Annotated in this window: 20 protein-coding genes; 14 read left to right on the top strand and 6 right to left on the bottom strand. The window is 60.5% G+C overall.

What is annotated here, in order from left to right:
- Window positions 1-15: 15 nt before the first annotated feature.
- Genes nusB through ribBA form a run of 3 tightly spaced genes read right to left on the bottom strand, consistent with a single transcriptional unit; the run spans window position 16 to window position 2209 of the window.
- Window positions 16-504, bottom strand: coding sequence for a transcription antitermination factor NusB (nusB, locus tag ACYVDM_RS22695; protein WP_415790326.1), 489 nt, complete (start codon window positions 502-504; stop codon window positions 16-18).
- A 4-nt stretch (window positions 505-508) separates the two neighbouring features.
- On the bottom strand, window positions 509-1024 hold the full coding sequence (gene ribH, locus ACYVDM_RS22690) for a 6,7-dimethyl-8-ribityllumazine synthase (RefSeq protein ID WP_415789854.1): 516 nt from the start codon (window positions 1022-1024) through the stop codon (window positions 509-511).
- Window positions 1025-1027: 3 nt separating this feature from the next.
- Window positions 1028-2209 (bottom strand): bifunctional 3,4-dihydroxy-2-butanone-4-phosphate synthase/GTP cyclohydrolase II, encoded by a 1182-nt coding sequence (gene ribBA / locus ACYVDM_RS22685; RefSeq protein WP_415789851.1) that lies wholly within the window; start codon window positions 2207-2209, stop codon window positions 1028-1030.
- Window positions 2210-2364: 155 nt separating this feature from the next.
- Between ribBA and ACYVDM_RS22680 the strand changes: the two genes are divergently transcribed.
- From ACYVDM_RS22680 to ACYVDM_RS22650, 7 genes are all read left to right on the top strand, one after another.
- On the top strand, window positions 2365-3180 hold the full coding sequence (locus tag ACYVDM_RS22680) for an HAD-IIB family hydrolase (protein WP_415789848.1): 816 nt from the start codon (window positions 2365-2367) through the stop codon (window positions 3178-3180).
- On the top strand, window positions 3177-3992 hold the full coding sequence (locus ACYVDM_RS22675; protein ID WP_415789845.1) for an IclR family transcriptional regulator: 816 nt from the start codon (window positions 3177-3179) through the stop codon (window positions 3990-3992). Before ACYVDM_RS22680 ends, ACYVDM_RS22675 begins: the two co-directional genes overlap by 4 nt.
- Before the next feature lie 153 nt (window positions 3993-4145).
- Window positions 4146-5156 (top strand): phosphate/phosphite/phosphonate ABC transporter substrate-binding protein, encoded by a 1011-nt coding sequence (gene phnD / locus ACYVDM_RS22670; protein WP_415789843.1) that lies wholly within the window; start codon window positions 4146-4148, stop codon window positions 5154-5156.
- 3 nt (window positions 5157-5159) lie between these two features.
- Window positions 5160-5930, top strand: a complete 771-nt coding sequence (gene phnC, locus ACYVDM_RS22665; protein ID WP_415789840.1) for a phosphonate ABC transporter ATP-binding protein — start codon at window positions 5160-5162, stop codon at window positions 5928-5930.
- Window positions 5918-6790: a phosphonate ABC transporter, permease protein PhnE gene (phnE, locus tag ACYVDM_RS22660; RefSeq protein ID WP_415789838.1), complete on the top strand. Its 873-nt coding sequence runs from the start codon at window positions 5918-5920 to the stop codon at window positions 6788-6790. The genes phnC and phnE (ACYVDM_RS22660) overlap by 13 nt, the downstream gene beginning before the upstream one ends.
- Complete coding sequence (gene phnE, locus ACYVDM_RS22655) at window positions 6787-7611, top strand: phosphonate ABC transporter, permease protein PhnE (protein WP_415789836.1); 825 nt, start codon at window positions 6787-6789, stop codon at window positions 7609-7611. Before phnE (ACYVDM_RS22660) ends, phnE (ACYVDM_RS22655) begins: the two co-directional genes overlap by 4 nt.
- A gap of 118 nt (window positions 7612-7729) precedes the next feature.
- Window positions 7730-9382, top strand: a complete 1653-nt coding sequence (locus ACYVDM_RS22650) for a CYTH and CHAD domain-containing protein (RefSeq protein ID WP_415789834.1) — start codon at window positions 7730-7732, stop codon at window positions 9380-9382.
- 27 nt (window positions 9383-9409) lie between these two features.
- Here the strand turns inward: ACYVDM_RS22650 and ftsY are convergent, their stop codons facing one another.
- Window positions 9410-10534 (bottom strand): signal recognition particle-docking protein FtsY, encoded by a 1125-nt coding sequence (gene ftsY, locus ACYVDM_RS22645; protein ID WP_460475489.1) that lies wholly within the window; start codon window positions 10532-10534, stop codon window positions 9410-9412.
- A gap of 420 nt (window positions 10535-10954) precedes the next feature.
- Between ftsY and rsmD the strand changes: the two genes are divergently transcribed.
- From rsmD to ACYVDM_RS22625, 4 genes are all read left to right on the top strand, one after another.
- The gene (rsmD, locus tag ACYVDM_RS22640; RefSeq protein ID WP_415789832.1) at window positions 10955-11536 is read left to right on the top strand and encodes a 16S rRNA (guanine(966)-N(2))-methyltransferase RsmD; all 582 of its coding nucleotides are present in this window, start codon (window positions 10955-10957) and stop codon (window positions 11534-11536) included.
- A 57-nt stretch (window positions 11537-11593) separates the two neighbouring features.
- Window positions 11594-12118, top strand: coding sequence for a pantetheine-phosphate adenylyltransferase (coaD, locus tag ACYVDM_RS22635; protein WP_415789830.1), 525 nt, complete (start codon window positions 11594-11596; stop codon window positions 12116-12118).
- A gap of 86 nt (window positions 12119-12204) precedes the next feature.
- Complete coding sequence (locus ACYVDM_RS22630; RefSeq protein WP_415789828.1) at window positions 12205-12459, top strand: YfhL family 4Fe-4S dicluster ferredoxin; 255 nt, start codon at window positions 12205-12207, stop codon at window positions 12457-12459.
- 17 nt (window positions 12460-12476) lie between these two features.
- Window positions 12477-13661, top strand: coding sequence for a benzoate/H(+) symporter BenE family transporter (locus ACYVDM_RS22625; protein ID WP_415790324.1), 1185 nt, complete (start codon window positions 12477-12479; stop codon window positions 13659-13661).
- A gap of 127 nt (window positions 13662-13788) precedes the next feature.
- On the opposite strand, the gene ACYVDM_RS22620 is transcribed toward ACYVDM_RS22625, so the two are convergent.
- Both ACYVDM_RS22620 and ACYVDM_RS22615 read right to left on the bottom strand, forming a co-directional pair.
- The gene (locus ACYVDM_RS22620; protein WP_415789826.1) at window positions 13789-14175 is read right to left on the bottom strand and encodes an MOSC N-terminal beta barrel domain-containing protein; all 387 of its coding nucleotides are present in this window, start codon (window positions 14173-14175) and stop codon (window positions 13789-13791) included.
- Window positions 14172-16682 (bottom strand): AsmA family protein, encoded by a 2511-nt coding sequence (locus ACYVDM_RS22615; protein WP_415789824.1) that lies wholly within the window; start codon window positions 16680-16682, stop codon window positions 14172-14174. Before ACYVDM_RS22615 ends, ACYVDM_RS22620 begins: the two co-directional genes overlap by 4 nt.
- 162 nt (window positions 16683-16844) lie before the next feature.
- Here ACYVDM_RS22615 and ACYVDM_RS22610 point away from each other — a divergent pair, with 162 nt between their 5' ends.
- The 3 genes from ACYVDM_RS22610 (at window position 16845) to ACYVDM_RS22600 (ending at window position 19145) form a co-directional block, all read left to right on the top strand.
- A complete protein-coding gene (locus ACYVDM_RS22610) occupies window positions 16845-17903 on the top strand; it encodes an adenosine deaminase (protein WP_415789822.1) in 1059 nt (352 codons plus the stop codon).
- 82 nt (window positions 17904-17985) lie between these two features.
- Entirely contained in the window at window positions 17986-18438 is a 453-nt protein-coding gene (locus tag ACYVDM_RS22605) for a MarR family winged helix-turn-helix transcriptional regulator (RefSeq protein ID WP_415789820.1), read from the top strand.
- Window positions 18439-18596: 158 nt separating this feature from the next.
- Window positions 18597-19145: a PadR family transcriptional regulator gene (locus ACYVDM_RS22600; protein ID WP_415790322.1), complete on the top strand. Its 549-nt coding sequence runs from the start codon at window positions 18597-18599 to the stop codon at window positions 19143-19145.
- Window positions 19146-19162: the final 17 nt, after the last annotated feature.

Raw genomic sequence — 19162 nt, 5'->3', positions numbered from 1 at the left:
AGCCCCGGCCTGCGCTTAACGGCGTTGAGAGGCCGCGCTGCGGACTTCGGTAGCCCGTACGTCGGCAGCCAGCTTGTCGAGCACGCCATTGACGAACTTGAATCCGTCGGTGCCGCCAAACGACTTGGCCAGCTCGACCGCCTCGTTGATGGCAACCTTATAAGGGACCTCGACGTGATGCACTAGCTCGTAGCTGCCAATCAGCAGAATGCCGTGCTCGACGGGTGACAATTCATTAAGCGGACGGTCGACATAAGGGGTAAAGCGTTCGCGCAAGCCGGGAGCTTCGCGAAACACGCCGTGCAAGAGCGTCCGAAACCACTGCGCGTCGGCTTCGGAAAAGTCTTCGGCATCGCGCAGGTGAGCATCAATCTCACCGGCCTCTTGCGTGCCTTCGCCACCACGCAGCAGCCACGCGTATACGCCCTGCAGGGCGAATTCGCGGGCACGGCGGCGGGCGCTGCGGGCGCTGGCACGTGCCTGGGCAGCGCTATCCGCGGCGATCGGTTTATTTGTCGTCAAAATCTTCGTCCTCGTCTTCGTCCTCGTCGTCGTCGCCCTCTTCGGGCTCAAGCGCCGCGACCAGGTTGGCCATTTCGACGGCGACCAGGGCGCAATCGCGGCCCTTGCCGGCCGCACGGGCCTGTGCCTGCTCGTCGGTGTCGACGGTCAGGACGCCATTGGCCACGGGGATGCCAGTTTCCAGAGAGATGCGCGAAATGGAACGGGCCATTTCGTTGCTGACGACTTCAAAATGGTACGTTTCGCCGCGGATGACCGCACCCAGGGCGATCAGAGCGTCGAACTCGAATGTTTCGGCCATGTGGGACAGCGTCACGCCCATCTCGAGCGCGCCGGGTACCGTGACCACCATGACATCGCGCTCGTCGACGCCCTGCTCAGCCAGTTGCTGCAGGCAGGCGTCAAGCTCGGCTTGACCGATTTCTTCGTTAAAGCGAGCGCGCACGATGCCGATGTGCAGCCCTTCGCCATTCAAATCAGGAGTGAGGATGTAAGGATTCATGTTTCAGCCTAAATGAGAGGTGGCGGAGGTAGCAGGGTCGCAATCGTAACCCGTAACGGTCAGGGAAAAACCGGCCATGCTGGGCATTTTGCGTGGACGGGCCAGCAAACGCATCTGGCCGACATTCAAATCACGCAAAATCTGGGCGCCAATACCGTAGGTGCGCAGTCCGTAGCGATCGCCATCGGTACGGGGGTGCTCGTCGGCACCTGTCCAACCGGCGATCTGCTCGAACAGGTGCTCGGTGGACGACTGGCAATTCATCAGCACCACGACACCCGCGGGCGTCTTGGTGATGGCTTGCAATGCGCGTCCAACACCCCAGCTATGGTCGGTCTCGCCTGTATCCAGCGCGTCCAGAATGGAGGCGGGCTCGTGCACCCGCACCAGGGTTTCGCGTTGCGGATCAATATCACCGTGCACCAGTGCCAGATGGGCAGAGCCGTTGGCGGTGTCTTGGTACGCCACGGCGCGGAACTCGCCCCACGCGGTTTGCATGGCGCGATCACCGACACGCTTGACGACGGACTCGTGCTCGCTGCGATATTGGATCAGATCGGCAATAGTGCCGATTTTCAGGTTGTGCTCGCGCGCGAACTCGACCAGATTGGGCAGGCGGGCCATCGTACCGTCGGGATTGAGGATCTCGCAGATGACGGCGGCCGGCGTCAGACCCGCCATCGCAGTCAAGTCGCAACCCGCCTCGGTATGGCCAGCGCGCACGAGCACCCCGCCAGGCACCGCCCGGACCGGGAAAATATGGCCCGGTTGCACCAGGTCGCTGGGCTTGGCGTCGCGTGCCACAGCGACCTGAATGGTGCGGGCACGGTCGGAGGCGGAAATACCGGTCTCTACACCGACCGCGGCCTCGATGGACTGGGTAAAGTTGGTGCCGTAGCGTGTGCCGTTGCGGCTGGCCATCAGGGGCAGCTCGAGCTGTCGGCAACGCTCTTCGGTGAGCGTCAGGCAAACCAGGCCGCGTCCGTACGTAACCATGAAGTTAATGGCCTCGGGCGTGACAAACTCGGCGGCCATGACGAGGTCGCCCTCATTTTCGCGGTCTTCTTCGTCGACCAGGATAACGATACGACCGGCGCGCAGCTCGGCGATGATCTCGGCAACAGAAGCGATATCAAAGGATTCGGGCGCGGCGTCGGGGGCGACGGAAGCAAGCGGAGCGGACATAAAGTCAGGAAAGCCGGGCGTAAAAATGATAATTTTACCCGCCCTTCGCGTTAACCGGGGCGACAGCGTCCGGCGCACCTCGCCACGCGCCCTGCCCTGCGCCTCGAACGGTACACTGCACGCACGCAGCACATCAAAAATCAGACAGAAAAACCATGCAGAATCTTGCCTCTCTACCCGCCGTTGTGGCCGCAGGCATCAACATCGTTCTCACCGATATCGACGACACCCTGACCACCGAGGGCCGGTTACCCGCCGACGCGTATGCCGCACTCGAACAGTTGGACACCGCCGGGATTCAAGTGATTCCCATCACGGGTCGCCCGGCGGGCTGGTGTGACCATATTGCCCGCATGTGGCCGGTACGCGCCGTCGTAGGCGAAAACGGCGCGTTCTATTACGCCTACGATCGCGTGGCGCGCCGCATGAAAACCCACTATTGGGCCGATGCCCAAACCCGTGCGAAAAACCGTGCCCAGTTAAACGCCATTCGCGACCAGGTGTTGCGCGACGTACCCGGTACGGCGGTGGCCAGCGACCAGGATTACCGCGTTGCCGACCTCGCCATCGACTTTTGTGAAGACGTGCCGCCGCTGCCCGACACCGAAGTCAGCCGCATCGTGGATATTTTTCAGGCGGCCGGCGCGCAGGCCAAAGTCAGTTCGATTCACGTGAATGGCTGGTTCGGCGACTATGACAAGCTCAGCATGACCCGCACGCTATTTGAACGGGAGCTGGGATTGGACATCGACCACGTGCTCTCCGAATGCGTGTTCATCGGCGACTCGCCCAATGATGAACCCATGTTTGCCTTTTTTCCGGTGTCGGTGGGCGTGGCCAACATTCAGGCACTGTTACATCGCCTGACGCATCGCCCTGCCTACGTCGCGGCTCGACACGGCGGCGGCGGCTTTGTCGAGATGGCCAGCCACCTGCTCGCGGCGCGCAACGCTGCTGGACGACTCGCATGACAAGCCCAGGCACCACGGCGGCCCGGCCCGGTGACGGACGCCGCAGCATTCAATCCGTCGAGGTCGGCTTTCCTTTGCTTGCCGCCCTGGTAGAAGCCGGCAAGCCGTTGACCCTGCGTGATCTGGCCAACGCTGCTGGCATGACATCGGCGAAGGCCCACCCCTATCTGGTGAGTTTTATCCGGGTCGGCCTGGTGCAGCAAGACGGCATCACCGGCCAATATGAGTTGGGACCCTTTGCCCTGCAAATGGGGCTGGTCAGCCTGCAACGGCTGGACCCCGTGCGCGTGGCGTTACCCGAGATTGCCGAGTTGCAGTCCAGCATTGGGCACACCTTGGGCATCGCCGTACTGGGCTCGCACGGCCCCACCATGATTCACATGACCGAAGCCAGCTATCCTGTTCACGTCAATATGCGCAAAGGCACGGTCATGTCCATGCTGCATACAGCCACCGGCCTGGTGTTTGCGGCCTGGCTGCCGCCCAAGATTGCCGAGCACTATATTCAGCGCGAGGCCGGCGACACGGCGGTCATTGCGGGCCAACAACCGCCTCGCAACGTGACCTATGCCGACGTCGAGGCGCGGTTGGCCGACGTCCGCGTGCACGGTATGGCGCGCGCGATCGGCAACCCGCTGCCCGGTGTCGACGCCCTGTCGGTGCCGGTCTTTGACAATACCGGCAATGTCACCCTGGCCCTGACCTGCCTGGGCCCCTCGGGCCTGTTTGATGTCACCTGGGATGGTGCGATTGCCCGACCCTTACTGGCCTGTGCTCGTGAAATTTCGCGCAAGCTCGGCTATCGTGCATAAAAGCGCGAAAAACGAACAAAAGAAAAAATACGAACAAATTCCGAAAACAAAGCTCGGCCAGTTTCCGCTTGAGTAGTTTCGTTTGTTTGTGTTTGAATACCCAAAACATGTCATTTGTTTGTCATATTCAAACGCACAAGAGGAGACTCGATCATGCAAGCCTTACGCCTGCTGCGCGCGACTGCTGCCGCAACTTTGATTTTTGGTATCCCGGCCGCCCACGCTGCCGATGCCGACACCTGCACCAATCGCGGGGACCTCGACAAGATGTATTGCGACGCCAATAACGATCTGGTCGCGGATACCCCCACCGACGCTTCCCAGCAAAAAACGCCTTCGACGTTGGTATTTACCTACACCCCGGTCGAAGACCCGGCTGTATATGCGAACATTTTCAAGCCCTTCACCGAGTACCTGGGTGAATGCACCGGTAAACGCGTGGTGTTCTACCAAGTGCAAAGCAACGCCGCCGAGATCGAAGCCATGCGCTCGGGCCGTCTGCACGTAGGCGGATTCTCGACGGGCCCCACCGCCTATGCCGTGAATATTGCCGGCGCGGTACCTTTTGCGGTCAAGGGATACGCCGATGGTTTCCAGGGCTACAACCTGATCGTCATCGTCAAGAAAGACAGCCCCTATAAAAACCTGGTCGACCTGAAAGGCAAAAAGCTCGCTCACACCTCGCCGTCGTCAAACTCGGGCCATATGGCGCCGGTTGCTCTCTTTCCCAAAGAAGGCCTGACCCCCGACAAAGACTACAAGATCATCTTCTCGGGCAAGCACGACCAATCCGTGATGGGCGTGAACTCCGGTGACTACGATGCCGCCGCCGTGGCATCCGACGTATTTGGCCGCATGGTCGAACGTGGTCAGGTCAAGGAAGAAGACTTCCGCATCATCTACCGCAGCGAAAAATTCCCGACCTCGTCGTTCTCGTACGCACATGACCTGGAACCGGCTTTCCGCGACAAGATGCTGAAGTGCTTCTACGACTATCGCTTCCCCGAAGAGATGAAAAAAGCGTTCGACAACGCGGATCGCTTTTATCCCGTCACCTACCAAAAAGACTGGGCCATCGTGCGCCAAGTCGCCGAACAGGGTGGCGAACGCTTTAACCGCGACGCGTATGAGCGCGAAACCGCGAAGAACAAGGGCAAGCAGTAAGTCATGACCACATCTTTACGCATTTCCGGCCTGGTCAAGGAATACCGGGCCGGCAACCCTGTACTCAAAGACATCAATCTGCATGTGCAGGGTCAGGGCGTCACGGCCATTATTGGGCCGTCGGGTACAGGCAAGAGCACACTATTACGTTGCGTTAACCGACTGATCGATCCGACGCGTGGCGAGATCGTGCTGCAAACCGCTGACGGCACGGTCGATCTGGCCGATGTCCGCGGTACGGCGTTGCGCCAGGCGCGGCGTCGCATCGGCATGGTGTTCCAGGAATACAACTTGGTCGAACGCCTGACCGTCATGGAAAACCTGTTGACCGGTCGCCTGGGCTATAGCGGTGCATTCAAAGCCTGGATGCGCCGTTTTGAGGCTGACGACATCGAGCGTGCGTATCAGTTGCTGGACGTCGTGGGTTTGAGTGGTTTTGGCGACCAGCGCGCCGATGCCCTGTCTGGCGGACAACGCCAACGTGTCGGTATTGCACGCGCCTTGATGCAGCGCCCGCAATTGCTGCTGGCTGACGAACCGACCTCCTCGCTCGATCCGAAAACCTCGGTCGAGATCATGGAACTCCTGGCGGAACAGGGCTCTGCCAATGGCATTCCCGTGCTGATCAATATTCACGATGTCGAATTGGCACGCCGTTATGCCAACCGCATTATCGGCATGTCCGGTGGACACGTGGTGTATGACGGCGATGGCCAGGGTCTGGACCCCGACATGCTCAAAGCCATCTACGGAGGCGAATCTTGGCTGACGTAAAACGCCGTCCGTTTGCGCTGTCGTGGCAGGCCAAGCTGATTGCCCTGTTGATATTCGTATACGCGCTCTATGCTGCGGGCCAACTGGACTTCAGTCTGGACCGCTTTCAACGTGGCCTGGGTCACGCCGCCACGCTGCTGGGCCGCATGTTTCCGCCGCATATCCAACAACCCGAGACGCTGTGGCAGGGGTTGGTGGAAAGCCTCGAAATCGCCGTCCTGGCGTCGGTCCTGGGCATCCTGATCGCGTTGCCGGTGGGCTTGCTGGGCGCACGCAATCTGATGCCCGTCTGGGCATCGTGGCCCGCTCGCGCCATTGTGGCGCTGTGCCGTTCGCTGCACCCGGTGATCGTTGCCATCCTGTTCGTCAAGGCCGTCGGCTTTGGTGCGCTGGCGGGGATTCTAGCCCTGGCGGTGGCCTCGATCGGCTTTATTGGAAAACTCTTCACCGAGTCCATCGAAGAAATCTCGCTCAAGCAAGTCGAGGCCGTGCGCGCCACGGGCGCCTCGTTCGCCAACGTGATTTTGTTCGGTGTATTGCCACAGGTTTTTGCACGCTTTATCGGCTTTGCAACGTATCAGTTCGATTCGAACCTGCGAAACTCCACGATGGTCGGCATCGTGGGCGCCGGGGGGATCGGAGGCACGCTGTTCTCGGCGTTTCAACGCTTTGACTACGATTTCGTGGCGGCGATCCTGATCACACTGATCATCATCATTATGCTGGGCGAAGTTCTGGCTCGCTTCGTACGTTCGGTATTCTTGGACAACCTGGGATTCGACACCCTCTTCTCGCGTCGTTTTAATGCCGCGCGCGGACTGGGAAGCAAACCACTGGCAAAGCCGGAGGCCGACGAATGAGCGCCCCCACGACAACGCTGGGAGCCAGCGGCTACCCTCGCACCTGGCAACGCTATACATCCGGACAACGGTTACTGCGCTTTGCGCTGTATCTGCTCGTGGTGCTGGCCATTGTGCAAGCCATCCGCCACGTCGAGGTCATCCCCGAGTTTCTGTATGACGCTCCGGAGCAAATGGCGGACCTGCTTGGCCGCATGTGGCCTATCGATTGGGCCTACTACCCCGAAGGGGTGCATGCAGCCCTGATGGAAACCCTGCACATTGCCACGCTGGGTACGATTCTGTCGGTGATACTGGCCGTGCCCGTCGGATTGCTGGCTGCAAACAACTTGACGCCCAATCGGCTGATCAATCAGCTCGCCCGATTGATTCTCGTCTCAAGCCGTTCGGTTAACTCGCTGGTCTGGGCCTTGCTGTTTATCGCGATATTTGGGCCAGGCGCCTTGGCCGGTACACTAGCCATTGGGTTTCGGTCTATTGGCTTTGTAGGCAAGCTGGTAGGCGAAGCCATCGAAGAGGCTCACCGCGGCCCGGTCGAAGCCCTGACCGCAACCGGCGCCAGTTCCAGCGCCGTGCTGTGGTACGGCTACTGGCCCCAGATTCGACCGGCCTTCTGGTCGATCGTCTTGCTGCGCTGGGACATCAACGTACGCGAATCCGCCGTGCTGGGCTTGGTCGGCGCTGGCGGGATCGGGATGGCGCTCGATACCGCCCTGAACCTGTTCCAATGGGATCGCGTTGCGCTCGTGCTGGCCGCGATTTTCGCGGTGGTCATCGTCGCGGAAGTCATCATCACGCAGGCACGCAAGCGGATTCTGTAATCTGTGGTCACATCAAATGGCGGCTAACTGCCGCCATTTGATGAAGATTTTATGACAAGTCATCAAAATCCGCGACATATTGGGTAACATCGCTGCTCCTCCAGTATCGATCGTTGCCATGTCAGAACAAGAATTGAAGTTGCACGTCCCGGCGTCTGCACGCCGGGCAGTTTTACAAGAAGTTCGCCAGCGCGACGCAACACGCGTGCGGCTACATGCGCTGTATTTCGATACACCCGCTCGTGAACTTGCCAACGCGCGCATTGCCTTGCGGCTGCGCAAAGAGGGCAGCAACTGGGTGCAGACCCTGAAAATGCCGGGGGCCGATGCGATTACGCGTGTCGAAATCAATCACCCGCGACCGGGCCCAGTGCTCGATCTGTCCGTCTATGCCGGCTCCGAATTCGAAGGCCCGCTCTCCGCGCTGAAAGGCGAACTGGGCGTGCGCTACGAGACCGATGTGCAGCGTCTGTTGCGCAAGGTTCGCAGCCGTTACGGCTCGATTGAGCTGGCATACGACACCGGCATACTGCGCGCGGGCTCGTTAGAACTGCCGATTTCCGAACTGGAATTCGAATTGGTCTCCGGCCGGCCGGCCGCCATCTTTACCGTTGCACGCCGCTGGCAGCAACGTCATGCCCTGGTACTGGATACGCGCAGCAAATCCGAACGCGGCGATGCGCTGGCCAGCTTGGCGAGCCAACTGAGCGAACAGGACGCGAGCGGCGACCCAGATACCGTCCAAGCGCACCGCAGCAAAGCGATTGCCCGGTTTTGGGCGCCCTGTGGCACTTCGCCCGCGAAACTGCATGAGGACATGACACCGGCCGAGGCCATGGGCCGCGTCGCCGAGGAGTGCTTGAATCAGGTTGCACGCAATGCGGCTGTGCTGGCCGAAGTCGATACGCTAGGCGTATACCCGGCGGGCAACTCCGAACACGTCCACCAACTGCGAGTAGGCATGCGACGGCTGCGGTCCGCATGGCGCTTGTTTGACGGCTGGATTACACCGCCCCCCGACTCGGTCCTGGAAGGTGTGCGCACGCATTTTTCCGCATTTGGAGAAAACCGTGATCAAGACGTGTTGAACGAGACGGTCACACCGATACTGGAGCGTGCCGGCATGCCGGCGATCAGCTTTGAAGTGACGCCGCCTGACGTGGACTCGCAAAGCATTGCAGCCAGCAAGGCCTTTCAAGGATGGTTACTGGACACCCTGGAATGGAGCCTCAGCGTGGAGCCCCCCCAGCCGGCTACCCTGCCAGCGATGCCCGAGCCCTCCGATATCGCGCCCGAGCCCTCTTTCAGCCTGGATGGCACTGCACCTGCGCTCGCGGCGACGCCCACCCTGATCATTCCGATGAATACGCATGTCAAACCGCCGTCGCTGCGCAAGCTTCTGACTAAGCGTCTGCACCGCTGGCATAGCAAAGTCGTCGAGCAAAGCAAGGATTTTGCGGCACTGGATATTCCTGCGCGCCATGATTTGCGCAAGCGTGGCAAACGCCTGCGCTATGGCCTGGCCTTCGCGCAATCGCTGCTCCCCCAAACACAGCTGCGCACCTATCAAAAGCAGTTGGCGAAAGTGCAGGATGTGTTGGGGGAAATCAACGACCTGGCAATGGCCAAGGAGTACTACCACGCGTGTGTCGGCACGCATCCCCAGGCCTGGTTCGCCTTGGGATGGATCACCGCCAGACTCGAAAAGCTGACGGGAGAAGCCCAGAAGGAATTCGATCAGTTGGCGGCCAGCAAGCCGTTCTGGAAATAAGCACCAGATTGAGCCGGCCGATCCGGCTCAATCGTCCGACAGCAGCGCAGCGGCAAACTCATCGGCCACAAAGGGCTGCAGGTCTTCCATGCCCTCGCCCACGCCAATCCAGTACACCGGAATAGGACGCACGCCATTGCTGCCCGCCGCGACAGCAGCCAGCGTACCGCCCTTGGCGGTACCGTCGAGCTTGGTCACCACCAGGCCCGTCAGATTGATCGCCGCATCAAAGGCGCGGATCTGCGCGAGCACGTTCTGACCGGTATTGCCGTCAACCACCAGCAAGACTTCGTGTGGCGCGGCGCTGTCAGCCTTGCCAATCACGCGGCGGATTTTTTTCAATTCTTCCATCAGGTGCAACTGCGTCGGCAAACGGCCCGCCGTGTCCACCATGACGACGCCCGTGTCGCGCGCGCGCCCCGCATTGACGGCATCAAAGGCCACCGCGGCCGGATCACCGCCATCCTGGGCGATGACGCTCACGTTATTGCGAGCGCCCCATTCGATCAATTGCTCTCGCGCGGCGGCTCGAAACGTATCCCCCGCGGCCAACAACACGCTCGCGCCTTGCTGCTGGAAGGTGTGCGCCAGTTTGCCGATCGAGGTGGTTTTACCCGCGCCGTTGACACCGGCAATCATCACCACCAGTGGCTTGGCCTTGTTTAAAGGAAACGCGCGCTCCAGCGGGCGCAAATGATCGGCCAGCAACTGACGCAACGCGATCTTCACTTTTTCGGGATCGTCGAGACGCTCTTTACGCACGCGCGCACGCAGCGCGGTCAGCATTTTTTCGGTGGCCTCGATACCCGCGTCGGCCATGATCAGCGCCGATTCAAGCTCTTCGAACAAGCTCTCGTCAACCTTGACGCCCACGAACAAGCCGCCCAGGTTTTGTCCGGTACGCGCCAAACCCTGCTTGAGTCGGCCCAACCAGGACGACTTTTTCGCAACGGGTGCCGGGGCGGGCTCGGCGACGGCCTGGGAAGTGGGTGCCGGCGTCGGCGCCAGCTCAGGCCTGGGCTCAGGTTCAGGTGCCGCAACAGGCGGCGTGTCTGAAACCGGCACGACGGGCGCTGGCGTGGGCGCAGGGACGGCCGGCGACCTGGATACGGGTGTAGAGGCGACTGCGGACGACTGCGAATGCTCGGGTATCGGCTCGGGTGTAGGTACCGGTGGTGCCGCTACCGGCGCAGGCGCAGTTGCCGAAGTGGGCTCCTGAGCCGAAACTGGCTCAGGTGACGGTGCTAGTTCAGGTGTCGGCGCGGGAGTCGGTGCCGGCCGCGTAATCGCGGCCCCGAAGGGGCTTCGCCGAGACACGTCGTCGCCCTCTGGGGCGGCAGGAACAGGAGGCGCAACAGAGGCCGGCGTGGCCGGGGCCTGTTGCGGCGGTGGCGCATCGGCCGAGCGCGGGTCGTCTACGGGCGGAGCAGCATCAGGCTGTACCGGCGCCGCAGGCGGCGGAGTTTTTTTCTTGAAGAAGCGGAACATGGATCGAAGTATATTCGGTTCCCCGCAGTGCAGCAGCCCGACCGGCCGGCCCGACTGCTATATTCGCGCAGGAGGTTCGCTTTCTTGAAAAAAACCAACACGGGCAACAAACCCATCCGTATCGTTGCCGGCCAATATCGACGTACGCCCATTGCCGTGCCCGACGTGCCCGGCCTGCGTCCCACGCCCGATCGCGTGCGTGAAACGCTGTTCAACTGGTTGACCCATTTGTGGGATGGAAACTACACCGACAAACGCGTACTGGATCTGTTTGCCGGCAGTGGTGCACTGGGATTCGAAGCCGCCTCGCGCGGTGCCACGCAGGTACAAATGGTCGAAAACGACCGCTCGGCCATCGCCTCGCTACGTACGCTGCGCGACAAATTAAAGGCCGATGCCGTGCGCATCCATGCCGGCGAGGCGCTTGCAGTCGTCCAGCGCATGGATGCATCACGTTTTGATCTCATTTTGTTAGACCCCCCTTTTAATCAGGACTGGCTGACCCGTCTGTGGCCCTTGTTACCCGCGATTTTGGCGGACGAAGCCCTGATTTACGCCGAGTCGGAAGCCCCGCTGGCCCCACCCCCGGAATTCGAAATTTTGCGCCAGGATCAAGCCGGTGCGGTCCACTACGGACTCCTGCAATTTGCTGCAATGCGGAAATAAGTCAATAATCCTCAATTCGGAGGAAGGTGTAAGCCAGTTAAAAGGATCGGAGCCCACATGATTACCGCTGTCTACCCCGGCACGTTTGACCCACTGACCCGCGGCCATGAGGACTTGGTGCGCCGCGCGGCGTCCCTGTTCGACAAGGTGGTGGTGGGTATCGCCCACAGCCGCAACAAAAAACCATTTTTCGGTATTGATGAACGCGTAGAAATCGCCCAGGAAGTCCTGGGCCACTATCCCAACGTCGAGGTCAAGAGCTTCGCCGGGTTACTGAAAGATTTTGTACGCGAACAAAATGGCCGCGTCATCGTGCGTGGCCTGCGCGCGGTCTCTGATTTCGAATACGAGTTTCAAATGGCTGGCATGAACCGCCATCTGTTGCCCGAAGTCGAAACGATGTTCATGACGCCCTCGGATCAATACCAGTTCATCTCGGGCACTATCGTGCGCGAAATCGCCCAACTGGGCGGTGACGTCAGCAAGTTTGTGTTCCCGTCGGTCGAGCGCTGGTTACAGGCCAAGGCCAAAGAACACCGCGAACAATCCTGGCCGGCCGCAGGCGAACCGCAGATCAAGTAAACGGCATGGACAGGCAAGTCCTCCCCTGCGAGTGAGCGGCGTACAATGGGTACATTCTGCCCATTCGCGCAGGTTCGTCCCTTGTCATGGCACTAAAGATCACCGAAGAATGCATTAATTGCGACGTATGTGAGCCGCAATGCCCCAACGAGGCCATCTCGATGGGCGATGAGTATTACATCATCGATCCCGATCGCTGCACGGAATGTGTGGGGCATCATGACGAGCCCCAATGCATGGTCGTCTGCCCCGTCGAGTGCATCGAACTTCATCCCCAATGGTACGAAGGGCAAGACGCACTGATGGCCAAATACTATCGCCTGACGAACTCCGTCGCGTGAACGTCTCCGGCACCACGATTCCCGCATCGCTGCGCAATCCGCCGGCACGCGACGTTTCGCTCTCCGCGATCGTGGCGGGCCTGGTTTCCGTCCTGGTGGGCTTCAGCGGCACAGCGGTCCTGATGGTCCAGGCTGGCCACACCGCCGGTCTGGACGCCGCTCACATTGGTTCCTGGCTGGGCTCTATTTGCCTGGTGGTGGGCTTGGGCGGATTGATCCTCAGTCTGCGCAGCCGCATCCCTGTCGTATTGGCCTGGTCTACCCCCGGCGCGGCCCTGCTCGTCACCGCGCTGGCTGGCGTTCCATTCGATCAGGCCGTCGGCGCTTTTGTGTTGGCGTCGGCCTTGACCCTGGCCTGCGGCCTGTTTGGCTGGATCGACCCCATCATGCGTCGCGTGCCCATCGAAATCGCCAGCGCGATGCTGGCCGGCGTGCTGTTGAATTTCGGGCTGGGTATTTTTACCCGCATCGGCGAACAGCCCGCCCTGGTACTGGCCATGTGCGCCGCCTACCTGATCGGCAAACGCTGGGCGCCGCGCTACGCGGTACTCGCGGTACTGGTCACCGGGCTCGGTTTTGTGGCCGCAATGGGCCAATTGCAATTGGGCAACGTCGACTGGCAACTCACGCAATTTGTCTGGACCACACCGGTCTTTACATGGCAGGCTGCGATCAGCTTGGCCGTGCCCATTTTCATGGTGGCCCTGGCCTCGCAAAACCTGCCTGGCCTGGCCATTTTGCAGGCTGCCGGCTATCCCGTCGCGGCCTCCCGATTGGTCGGCGCCACGGGTTTCCTAGGGCTGCTGGCGGCGCCCTTTGGGGCGCACAGCGTCACGCTGGCCGCTATTACCGCCGCCATTTGTACAGGCCCCGAGGCCCATCCAGACCCCGCTCGCCGATATATTGCGGGCGCCGTCTCGGGCGCCACCTATATCTTGCTCAGTGTAGTGGCGGGCGCGGTGGCGGTGTTCTTTCAGGCCCTTCCCCCGGCTCTGATCGCCGCCCTGACAGGGCTAGCGCTGTTGGGCGCTATCCTGGGCGGTCTTGCTGGCGCCATGTCCAACCCGGCACGCCGAGAGGCGGCGCTCATCACGCTGCTGGCCACGGCATCGGGATTTACTGCCTGGGGAATTGGCTCCGCGTTCTGGGGGCTAGCGGCCGGCCTTGTTGCGCATTGGGTGCTTGAATATAAGCGACGCTAAGACTCAAGCGTAGGGCCAAGTACAGCGCCAAACGCGAGACGAAAAGCAGAGGTCCTCGTACAAAGACCCGCACAGGGACCGCAGGATACATGCAAAGGATCAGGCTAGCGTCACGCCCGTGGGCGAGTCATGCAGGCCAGTTCACGGACGCCATGTCCGGATGCACCTTGAGCAAACGACACGGAATCTGCAAAAAATTAGACACCCAGGCTGCCGCCAGGTCGCCCTCATCGACGACATCGACCACCTGTTCGCCAATGCGGATCTGATAGCGCACGCTGTCATCGTCTTCGATGACGTCCAGCGGGATATCCAAGCGCAGCATACCCGGTGCCTTCATCACGAGATAGCCCAAACGCAGTTCGACCGAAATCTCTGCCAATCGCGGGCACAATGAACGATCTAGCCATGTCCCGGCATCGTTGCTGACCAACCAGCGCTGATGGTAATCCTGGGCCTGCTGTTGCCGCGTTTCACCGCACTGGGCGATAGGCTGATAGGCGGACGTGCTCATTTTCTCAAAATCCCTTTCAGGGCATCGTTAATCTTGGGGACGAATTTTTCATCGTGCAGCTTTTCGATGACAGCGTCCTCGATTTTCTTTTCCAGGCCTTTTTTAAGCGCCTCTGTCGCCGCGCCGCGCCACTGTATGGTGTAGACGGGTTTGTCGAATGAGCCGCTGATCAGCACCGGAATGGTGATGCCTTTCAGTTCCTCCAGGTGTTTGCCATCCTGGCCAGTGCTGGTGTTGACTACCCGTACTTTGGCCACGAAATTCAGCGCGCTTCTCACAAAATCGATCGCTGCCGGATCGCCCTGAGAGACGCGCAACAAGGGCGATGCCATGTCCAGGCGTTTGGCCGTCGCAATGCCCTTGGTAAAGACCAGATCAGCCTCAAGCGAGGTAAAGTCGGTATGGCGAGTCTGATCGGCGGCCAGCGCAGGATCTTGTGCCTCACCTTTGAAGGCAGCCTTGAGTTCGCGCAACGTCTGTGCCACATTGATGCCGCTCACGGCGCCGTCACGTAACCGCAGTTGCATGCCGCCATTCAAACCTGTGGTCAACGCATACGAATTCGAGCCCGCAGTTTTCAAATCCAGCGCAACGCTGCCCGTGCCGGTCAAAACCGATTTTTTCAACAGATCGGTCAACAAGGGACCAATCGATATCCCGGCCAGGCTCATTTTGGTCGCGATTGCGTTCCCCTTGGCTGCGTCGACAGACAGAGTGCCGCCCAGCTTGCCGTTGTACAGCGCGGCCGTCAGTGCCGACACATCGAGCTTACCTTTGTCGAGCTTGATTTTGGCCGACAGGTCGCTGGCTTTCAGGCCGCGCACCACCAGTTGGCCGATCTTGATCGTGCCATTGGCCGTCGGCCCCACCAGTGCCGACAAATCGAACGAACTATCGGTCGTGGCGTCGGCAGTCTGGCCAGTCTCCGGCGACTTGTTGGGATCGTCTTGTTTGCCATCGCCAGCAGGGGCCTTGGCGGGCGTCACGATGGGCGGTGCGAGCTTGTCCAGATCCAGCGTGTCGACCGCCAAGGCGAACGTGATATCAGGCACCTTGGTTAATTGCTTGACGTCGGCCGTCAGGTCGAACTTGCCGCCCTCGAGCACCGCGTTGATCTTGGCGCCGGCCTGGTCGTTTTGCAGGTTGGCGTTCATGCTGCCGATCACCGGAATCTGCAAGCTGCCCTTGGGCAGGCCCGGGTCGGTGATATTGAATTCGCCGCGCAGCGCCGACAAGCTGATGGCACGCTGCCAAAGGTTAAATGTGGCGGGCGAGCTGAAGACCGCCTTGACCACCCTGTCACCCTGCGTCAACGTACTGTCGAATTTCACTTCCTTGATATCCAGCTCGCTGGCATTACCGCTAATGCCATTTAACCCAAAACTGGCATCCAGGCCTTGCAAACGCACCCGGCCCGTCAACGCCTGACCCGTGGCTTCGCTCGGAGAAATATTCAGCGCTGGCGCATCGGCCGCCAGCTCAAATGGTCCGCCCGGCAAGGAGCCCTTGGCGCGCAAGGCAAGCTTGTCGGTTTGCAATTGCAGCTTGTGCGGGTCCAGCGCCAGCTTGGGCACCGTCAGACTCGCCTCGACGTTTTTCATCGGGGTGGCCGGATCCGGCACATCGCCCTGGAACAGGATTTCCAGGCCATTGACGTCCAGGGACGAGGTCGCGCCGTTGAAGGCCAGATTGCCGCGCGCGCTCAGACTCTTGGCTTCGGTGCCCAACACATTGCCGTCCATGCGCATATCGAGCTTTTGTGCGGAAAACCGCTGGGCCAACGGATCCAGCATCAGCAAGCCCTGTCCCGTCAGATTGGCATCCATGCGAGGATTGCCACCCTCGACATGCGCGGACAGGGTCACATCGAACGGCTGTTTGTACGTGACGCGGCCCGTATTGGCCGTCAGATTGGTGACGGCGACGGCCATGCCCGAGATTTCGTCCTGGATCTGCACTTCGCCCGACTGCAGATCCAGCCCGGCGATATCAATCTGCATGGTGGCAGGGGCCGACGCACCACCCGTGGCCAACGCTCTGGCCGCGCCGGCCATTGCCCCTGCCGCCGTCTCGCCGGCGCCAGCAGGCTTGTCAGTGGTAACCACACCGGTGCCCACCAGGTCTTCGAAATTCAGGCGGCCGGATTTATTGCGCGCCACCCGGACTTTGAATCCGTTGATCGCGACATGGTCCACCACCAGATTGCTCGACAGCAGCGGCCAGACAGCCACCGCCAACCGCATGCTTTCGATAGAGGCAAAGGGATCCGCGCTATTGGCCTCGGACAATGACACCCCCTGCACAGCCAACCCGATACGCGGGAACAACGACAGCTCAATCTCGCCATCAATCGCCAACGTGCGGTGATAACGCTCTTGGACGAGTTCTTCCAACTTGTATTTATAGGCGTTGGGGTCGAACGTGAGCAAAAAGATGGCCAGGCCGACGACGGCCACAAGAACCAACACCACCAGGCCTATCACTATGCGCTTGAACCACGTTTTCATTGCCGCCCCGAGGGTACCTCGACTGGGAAAATAAGAGTAACCGCCCGCCATCCGGTAAGGTAATGGCGTGACGCTAGCCGCCTCGAGTCCGCGGCGTGGCAATATGGTAACAAACCAGAGACCGGAAACCGCGCTAACTTACTGATAAATACGGCTCTTAATATGCATACACTTACTGAATTCCCTCGCCAGCGACTCCCGGAATTGCTGCGCACCATGCCTAAAGCCGAGTTGCACGTGCATATCGAGGGCACATTAGAGCCCGAACTGATCTTTGCCCTGGCCCAGCGCAATGGTGTCACGCTGCCCTATGATAGCGTCCAAGCTCTACGCACCGCCTACGCGTTTACCGATCTGCAAAGCTTTCTGGATATTTATTACGCCGGGGCCAGCGTGCTGCTGCACGAACAAGACTTCCATGACATGGCCATGGCGTACTTTCACCGTGCGGCAGCTGACCATATCGTGCACGCCGAGCTGTTCTTCGACCCCCAGACGCATACCGCCCGAGGCATTTCAATCGAAACCGTCATTCATGGCCTAAAACGTGGCTGTGATACGGCACGCGACGAACTCGGTATCAGCAGCGCGCTGATCCTCTGTTTTCTGCGCCACCTGAGCGAAGTCGATGCCTTTCAGACGCTGGAACAAGCCTTGCCGCATCGCGAGCACTTCATTGGTATTGGCCTGGATAGCAGTGAACGAGGCAATCCCCCCGAAAAATTCGCACGCGTCTTTGCCCGGTGCCGAGAGTTGGGCTTGCGCATCGTAGCCCACGCCGGCGAAGAAGGCCCCGCCAGCTACATCCGCGACGCGCTTGATCTGCTAGGCGTAGAACGTATCGATCACGGCGTGCGCTGCGTCGAAGACCCGCAATTGGTCGAACGACTCGTGCGTGAACGCATCCCACTCACTGTCTGCCCACTGTCAAATATCAAGCTACGTGTATTTGATACGATGGCCGACCACAACGTCATGACCCTGCTCGAAGCGGGTCTTTGCGTGACAGTGAATTCCGATGATCCGGCCTATTTCGGCGGATACCTGAATCAGAATTTCCTGGAAATGTTCGGCGCCCTACCGACGCTGGATGCCCGCCATGCCGTTGAATTGGCGAAAAACAGCTTCGATGCCAGCTTTGTTTCCGATGACCAGAAAACACGTTGGCACGCCGCCCTGGCGGACACGGTGGCACAATTAAAACAAGGACCGGTTAGCTGACGACCCTCAAGACCTCACTGCCATCCCTGGCACCATCCGCCCCAACCCACCGGTCGCTGACGCCGCAGTAGGAGACACCGCTTTGCCCAAACAACAACAAGGCCTGCAAGTCGTTCAACAGCTAGGCCAAGTCTACCGAACCATGCTGGCCGCATTCAGCGGCCGTGTAGGGCACGCCATGCCACGCTGGCGTATTTTGTTCACGTTACATGAATACGGCCAGTGCTCACAAAAAATGCTGGCGGAGAATTGCCGCCTGGACCCCGCCTCATTGACTCGCTTGCTGCAAGCCATGCAACAACAAGGCTGGATCACCCGCAGCGCCGACCAAAACGATAACCGCGTCACCAACGTCTCCCTGACCCCGACGGGCCAGGCCGTCGTCGACGAGGCACTGCCACGCCGGGCGGCATTCTTTGAAGATGCCTTGCAAGACCTGTCCAGCCAGGACATCCAGGCCTTAACCCATGCCCTCGATGTCCTGGAGCGCAACTTCGCCCACGCCGGCTCACCGCGCACCGACCCCGACCACTGATCCTGCGCGCGGCTTGACAGGCTGTCGACCTTCTTTGTATCGTACGATATATCTTAAGATACAAAGAAGGCCTTATGCACCCAGAGCATCCGCGTTCTCGCCTCCCATCTCCAGATAGCTTGGACGATCGCCATCGCGCGGGCAGTGATGGCGCCGGCATGATGCGCGGCCGCAAGTTCAGTGCCGGCGACCTGCAACTCATGTTGCTGGCCCTGCTGGAGGAGCAGGCCCGCCACGGCTACGAGCTGATCAAGGAATTCGAAACTCGCTCCAACGGCTATTACAGCCCCAGCCCCGGTGTCATCTACCCCGCGCTCACGTATCTAGAGGAGCTCGACTACACCACCGTCCAGGCCCAGGGCAACCGCAAGTGCTATCACCTGGCCCGCACTGGTCGCGCTCATTTGGATACCCAGCGCGACCATGCCGAGCTACTGCTCGCCAGCCTGCAGCACGCCGCCCGCAAAATGGCCTGGATGAAGCAGGCTTGGCAAGGCGACGCGAACGACACCGATGCCGTCAACGCCAGCGGCTGGCTACGCGAATATGTCCAGGCCCGCCACGCCCTGCGCGAAGCCCTCCTGCGCCGCTCTGGCGCCGACGAGGCTGAACAACGCCGCATCGTCGCCATCCTGCAACGCGCCACCGCCGAGATTCTGGGCAAGACGCCCGAGGCCTGTGACACACCCCGCGCGACCTCCGCCTGACGCCCCACCACAAGGAT

The organism is Bordetella tumulicola, from assembly GCF_054779135.1.
The sequence above is the reverse complement of the archived record's forward strand: the minus strand, read 5'-3'. Positions and strand labels throughout refer to the sequence as shown.

Coding starts and splice junctions, on each gene's coding strand:
- ribH (WP_415789854.1), bottom strand. CDS start 1,024: ATGAATCCTTACATCCTCACTCCTGATTTGAATGGCGAAGGGCTGCAC.
- ribBA (WP_415789851.1), bottom strand. CDS start 2,209: ATGTCCGCTCCGCTTGCTTCCGTCGCCCCCGACGCCGCGCCCGAATCC.
- ACYVDM_RS22680 (WP_415789848.1), top strand. CDS start 2,365: ATGCAGAATCTTGCCTCTCTACCCGCCGTTGTGGCCGCAGGCATCAAC.
- ACYVDM_RS22675 (WP_415789845.1), top strand. CDS start 3,177: ATGACAAGCCCAGGCACCACGGCGGCCCGGCCCGGTGACGGACGCCGC.
- phnD (WP_415789843.1), top strand. CDS start 4,146: ATGCAAGCCTTACGCCTGCTGCGCGCGACTGCTGCCGCAACTTTGATT.
- phnC (WP_415789840.1), top strand. CDS start 5,160: ATGACCACATCTTTACGCATTTCCGGCCTGGTCAAGGAATACCGGGCC.
- phnE (WP_415789836.1), top strand. CDS start 6,787: ATGAGCGCCCCCACGACAACGCTGGGAGCCAGCGGCTACCCTCGCACC.
- ACYVDM_RS22650 (WP_415789834.1), top strand. CDS start 7,730: ATGTCAGAACAAGAATTGAAGTTGCACGTCCCGGCGTCTGCACGCCGG.
- coaD (WP_415789830.1), top strand. CDS start 11,594: ATGATTACCGCTGTCTACCCCGGCACGTTTGACCCACTGACCCGCGGC.
- ACYVDM_RS22630 (WP_415789828.1), top strand. CDS start 12,205: ATGGCACTAAAGATCACCGAAGAATGCATTAATTGCGACGTATGTGAG.
- ACYVDM_RS22620 (WP_415789826.1), bottom strand. CDS start 14,175: ATGAGCACGTCCGCCTATCAGCCTATCGCCCAGTGCGGTGAAACGCGG.
- ACYVDM_RS22615 (WP_415789824.1), bottom strand. CDS start 16,682: ATGAAAACGTGGTTCAAGCGCATAGTGATAGGCCTGGTGGTGTTGGTT.
- ACYVDM_RS22610 (WP_415789822.1), top strand. CDS start 16,845: ATGCATACACTTACTGAATTCCCTCGCCAGCGACTCCCGGAATTGCTG.
- ACYVDM_RS22600 (WP_415790322.1), top strand. CDS start 18,597: ATGATGCGCGGCCGCAAGTTCAGTGCCGGCGACCTGCAACTCATGTTG.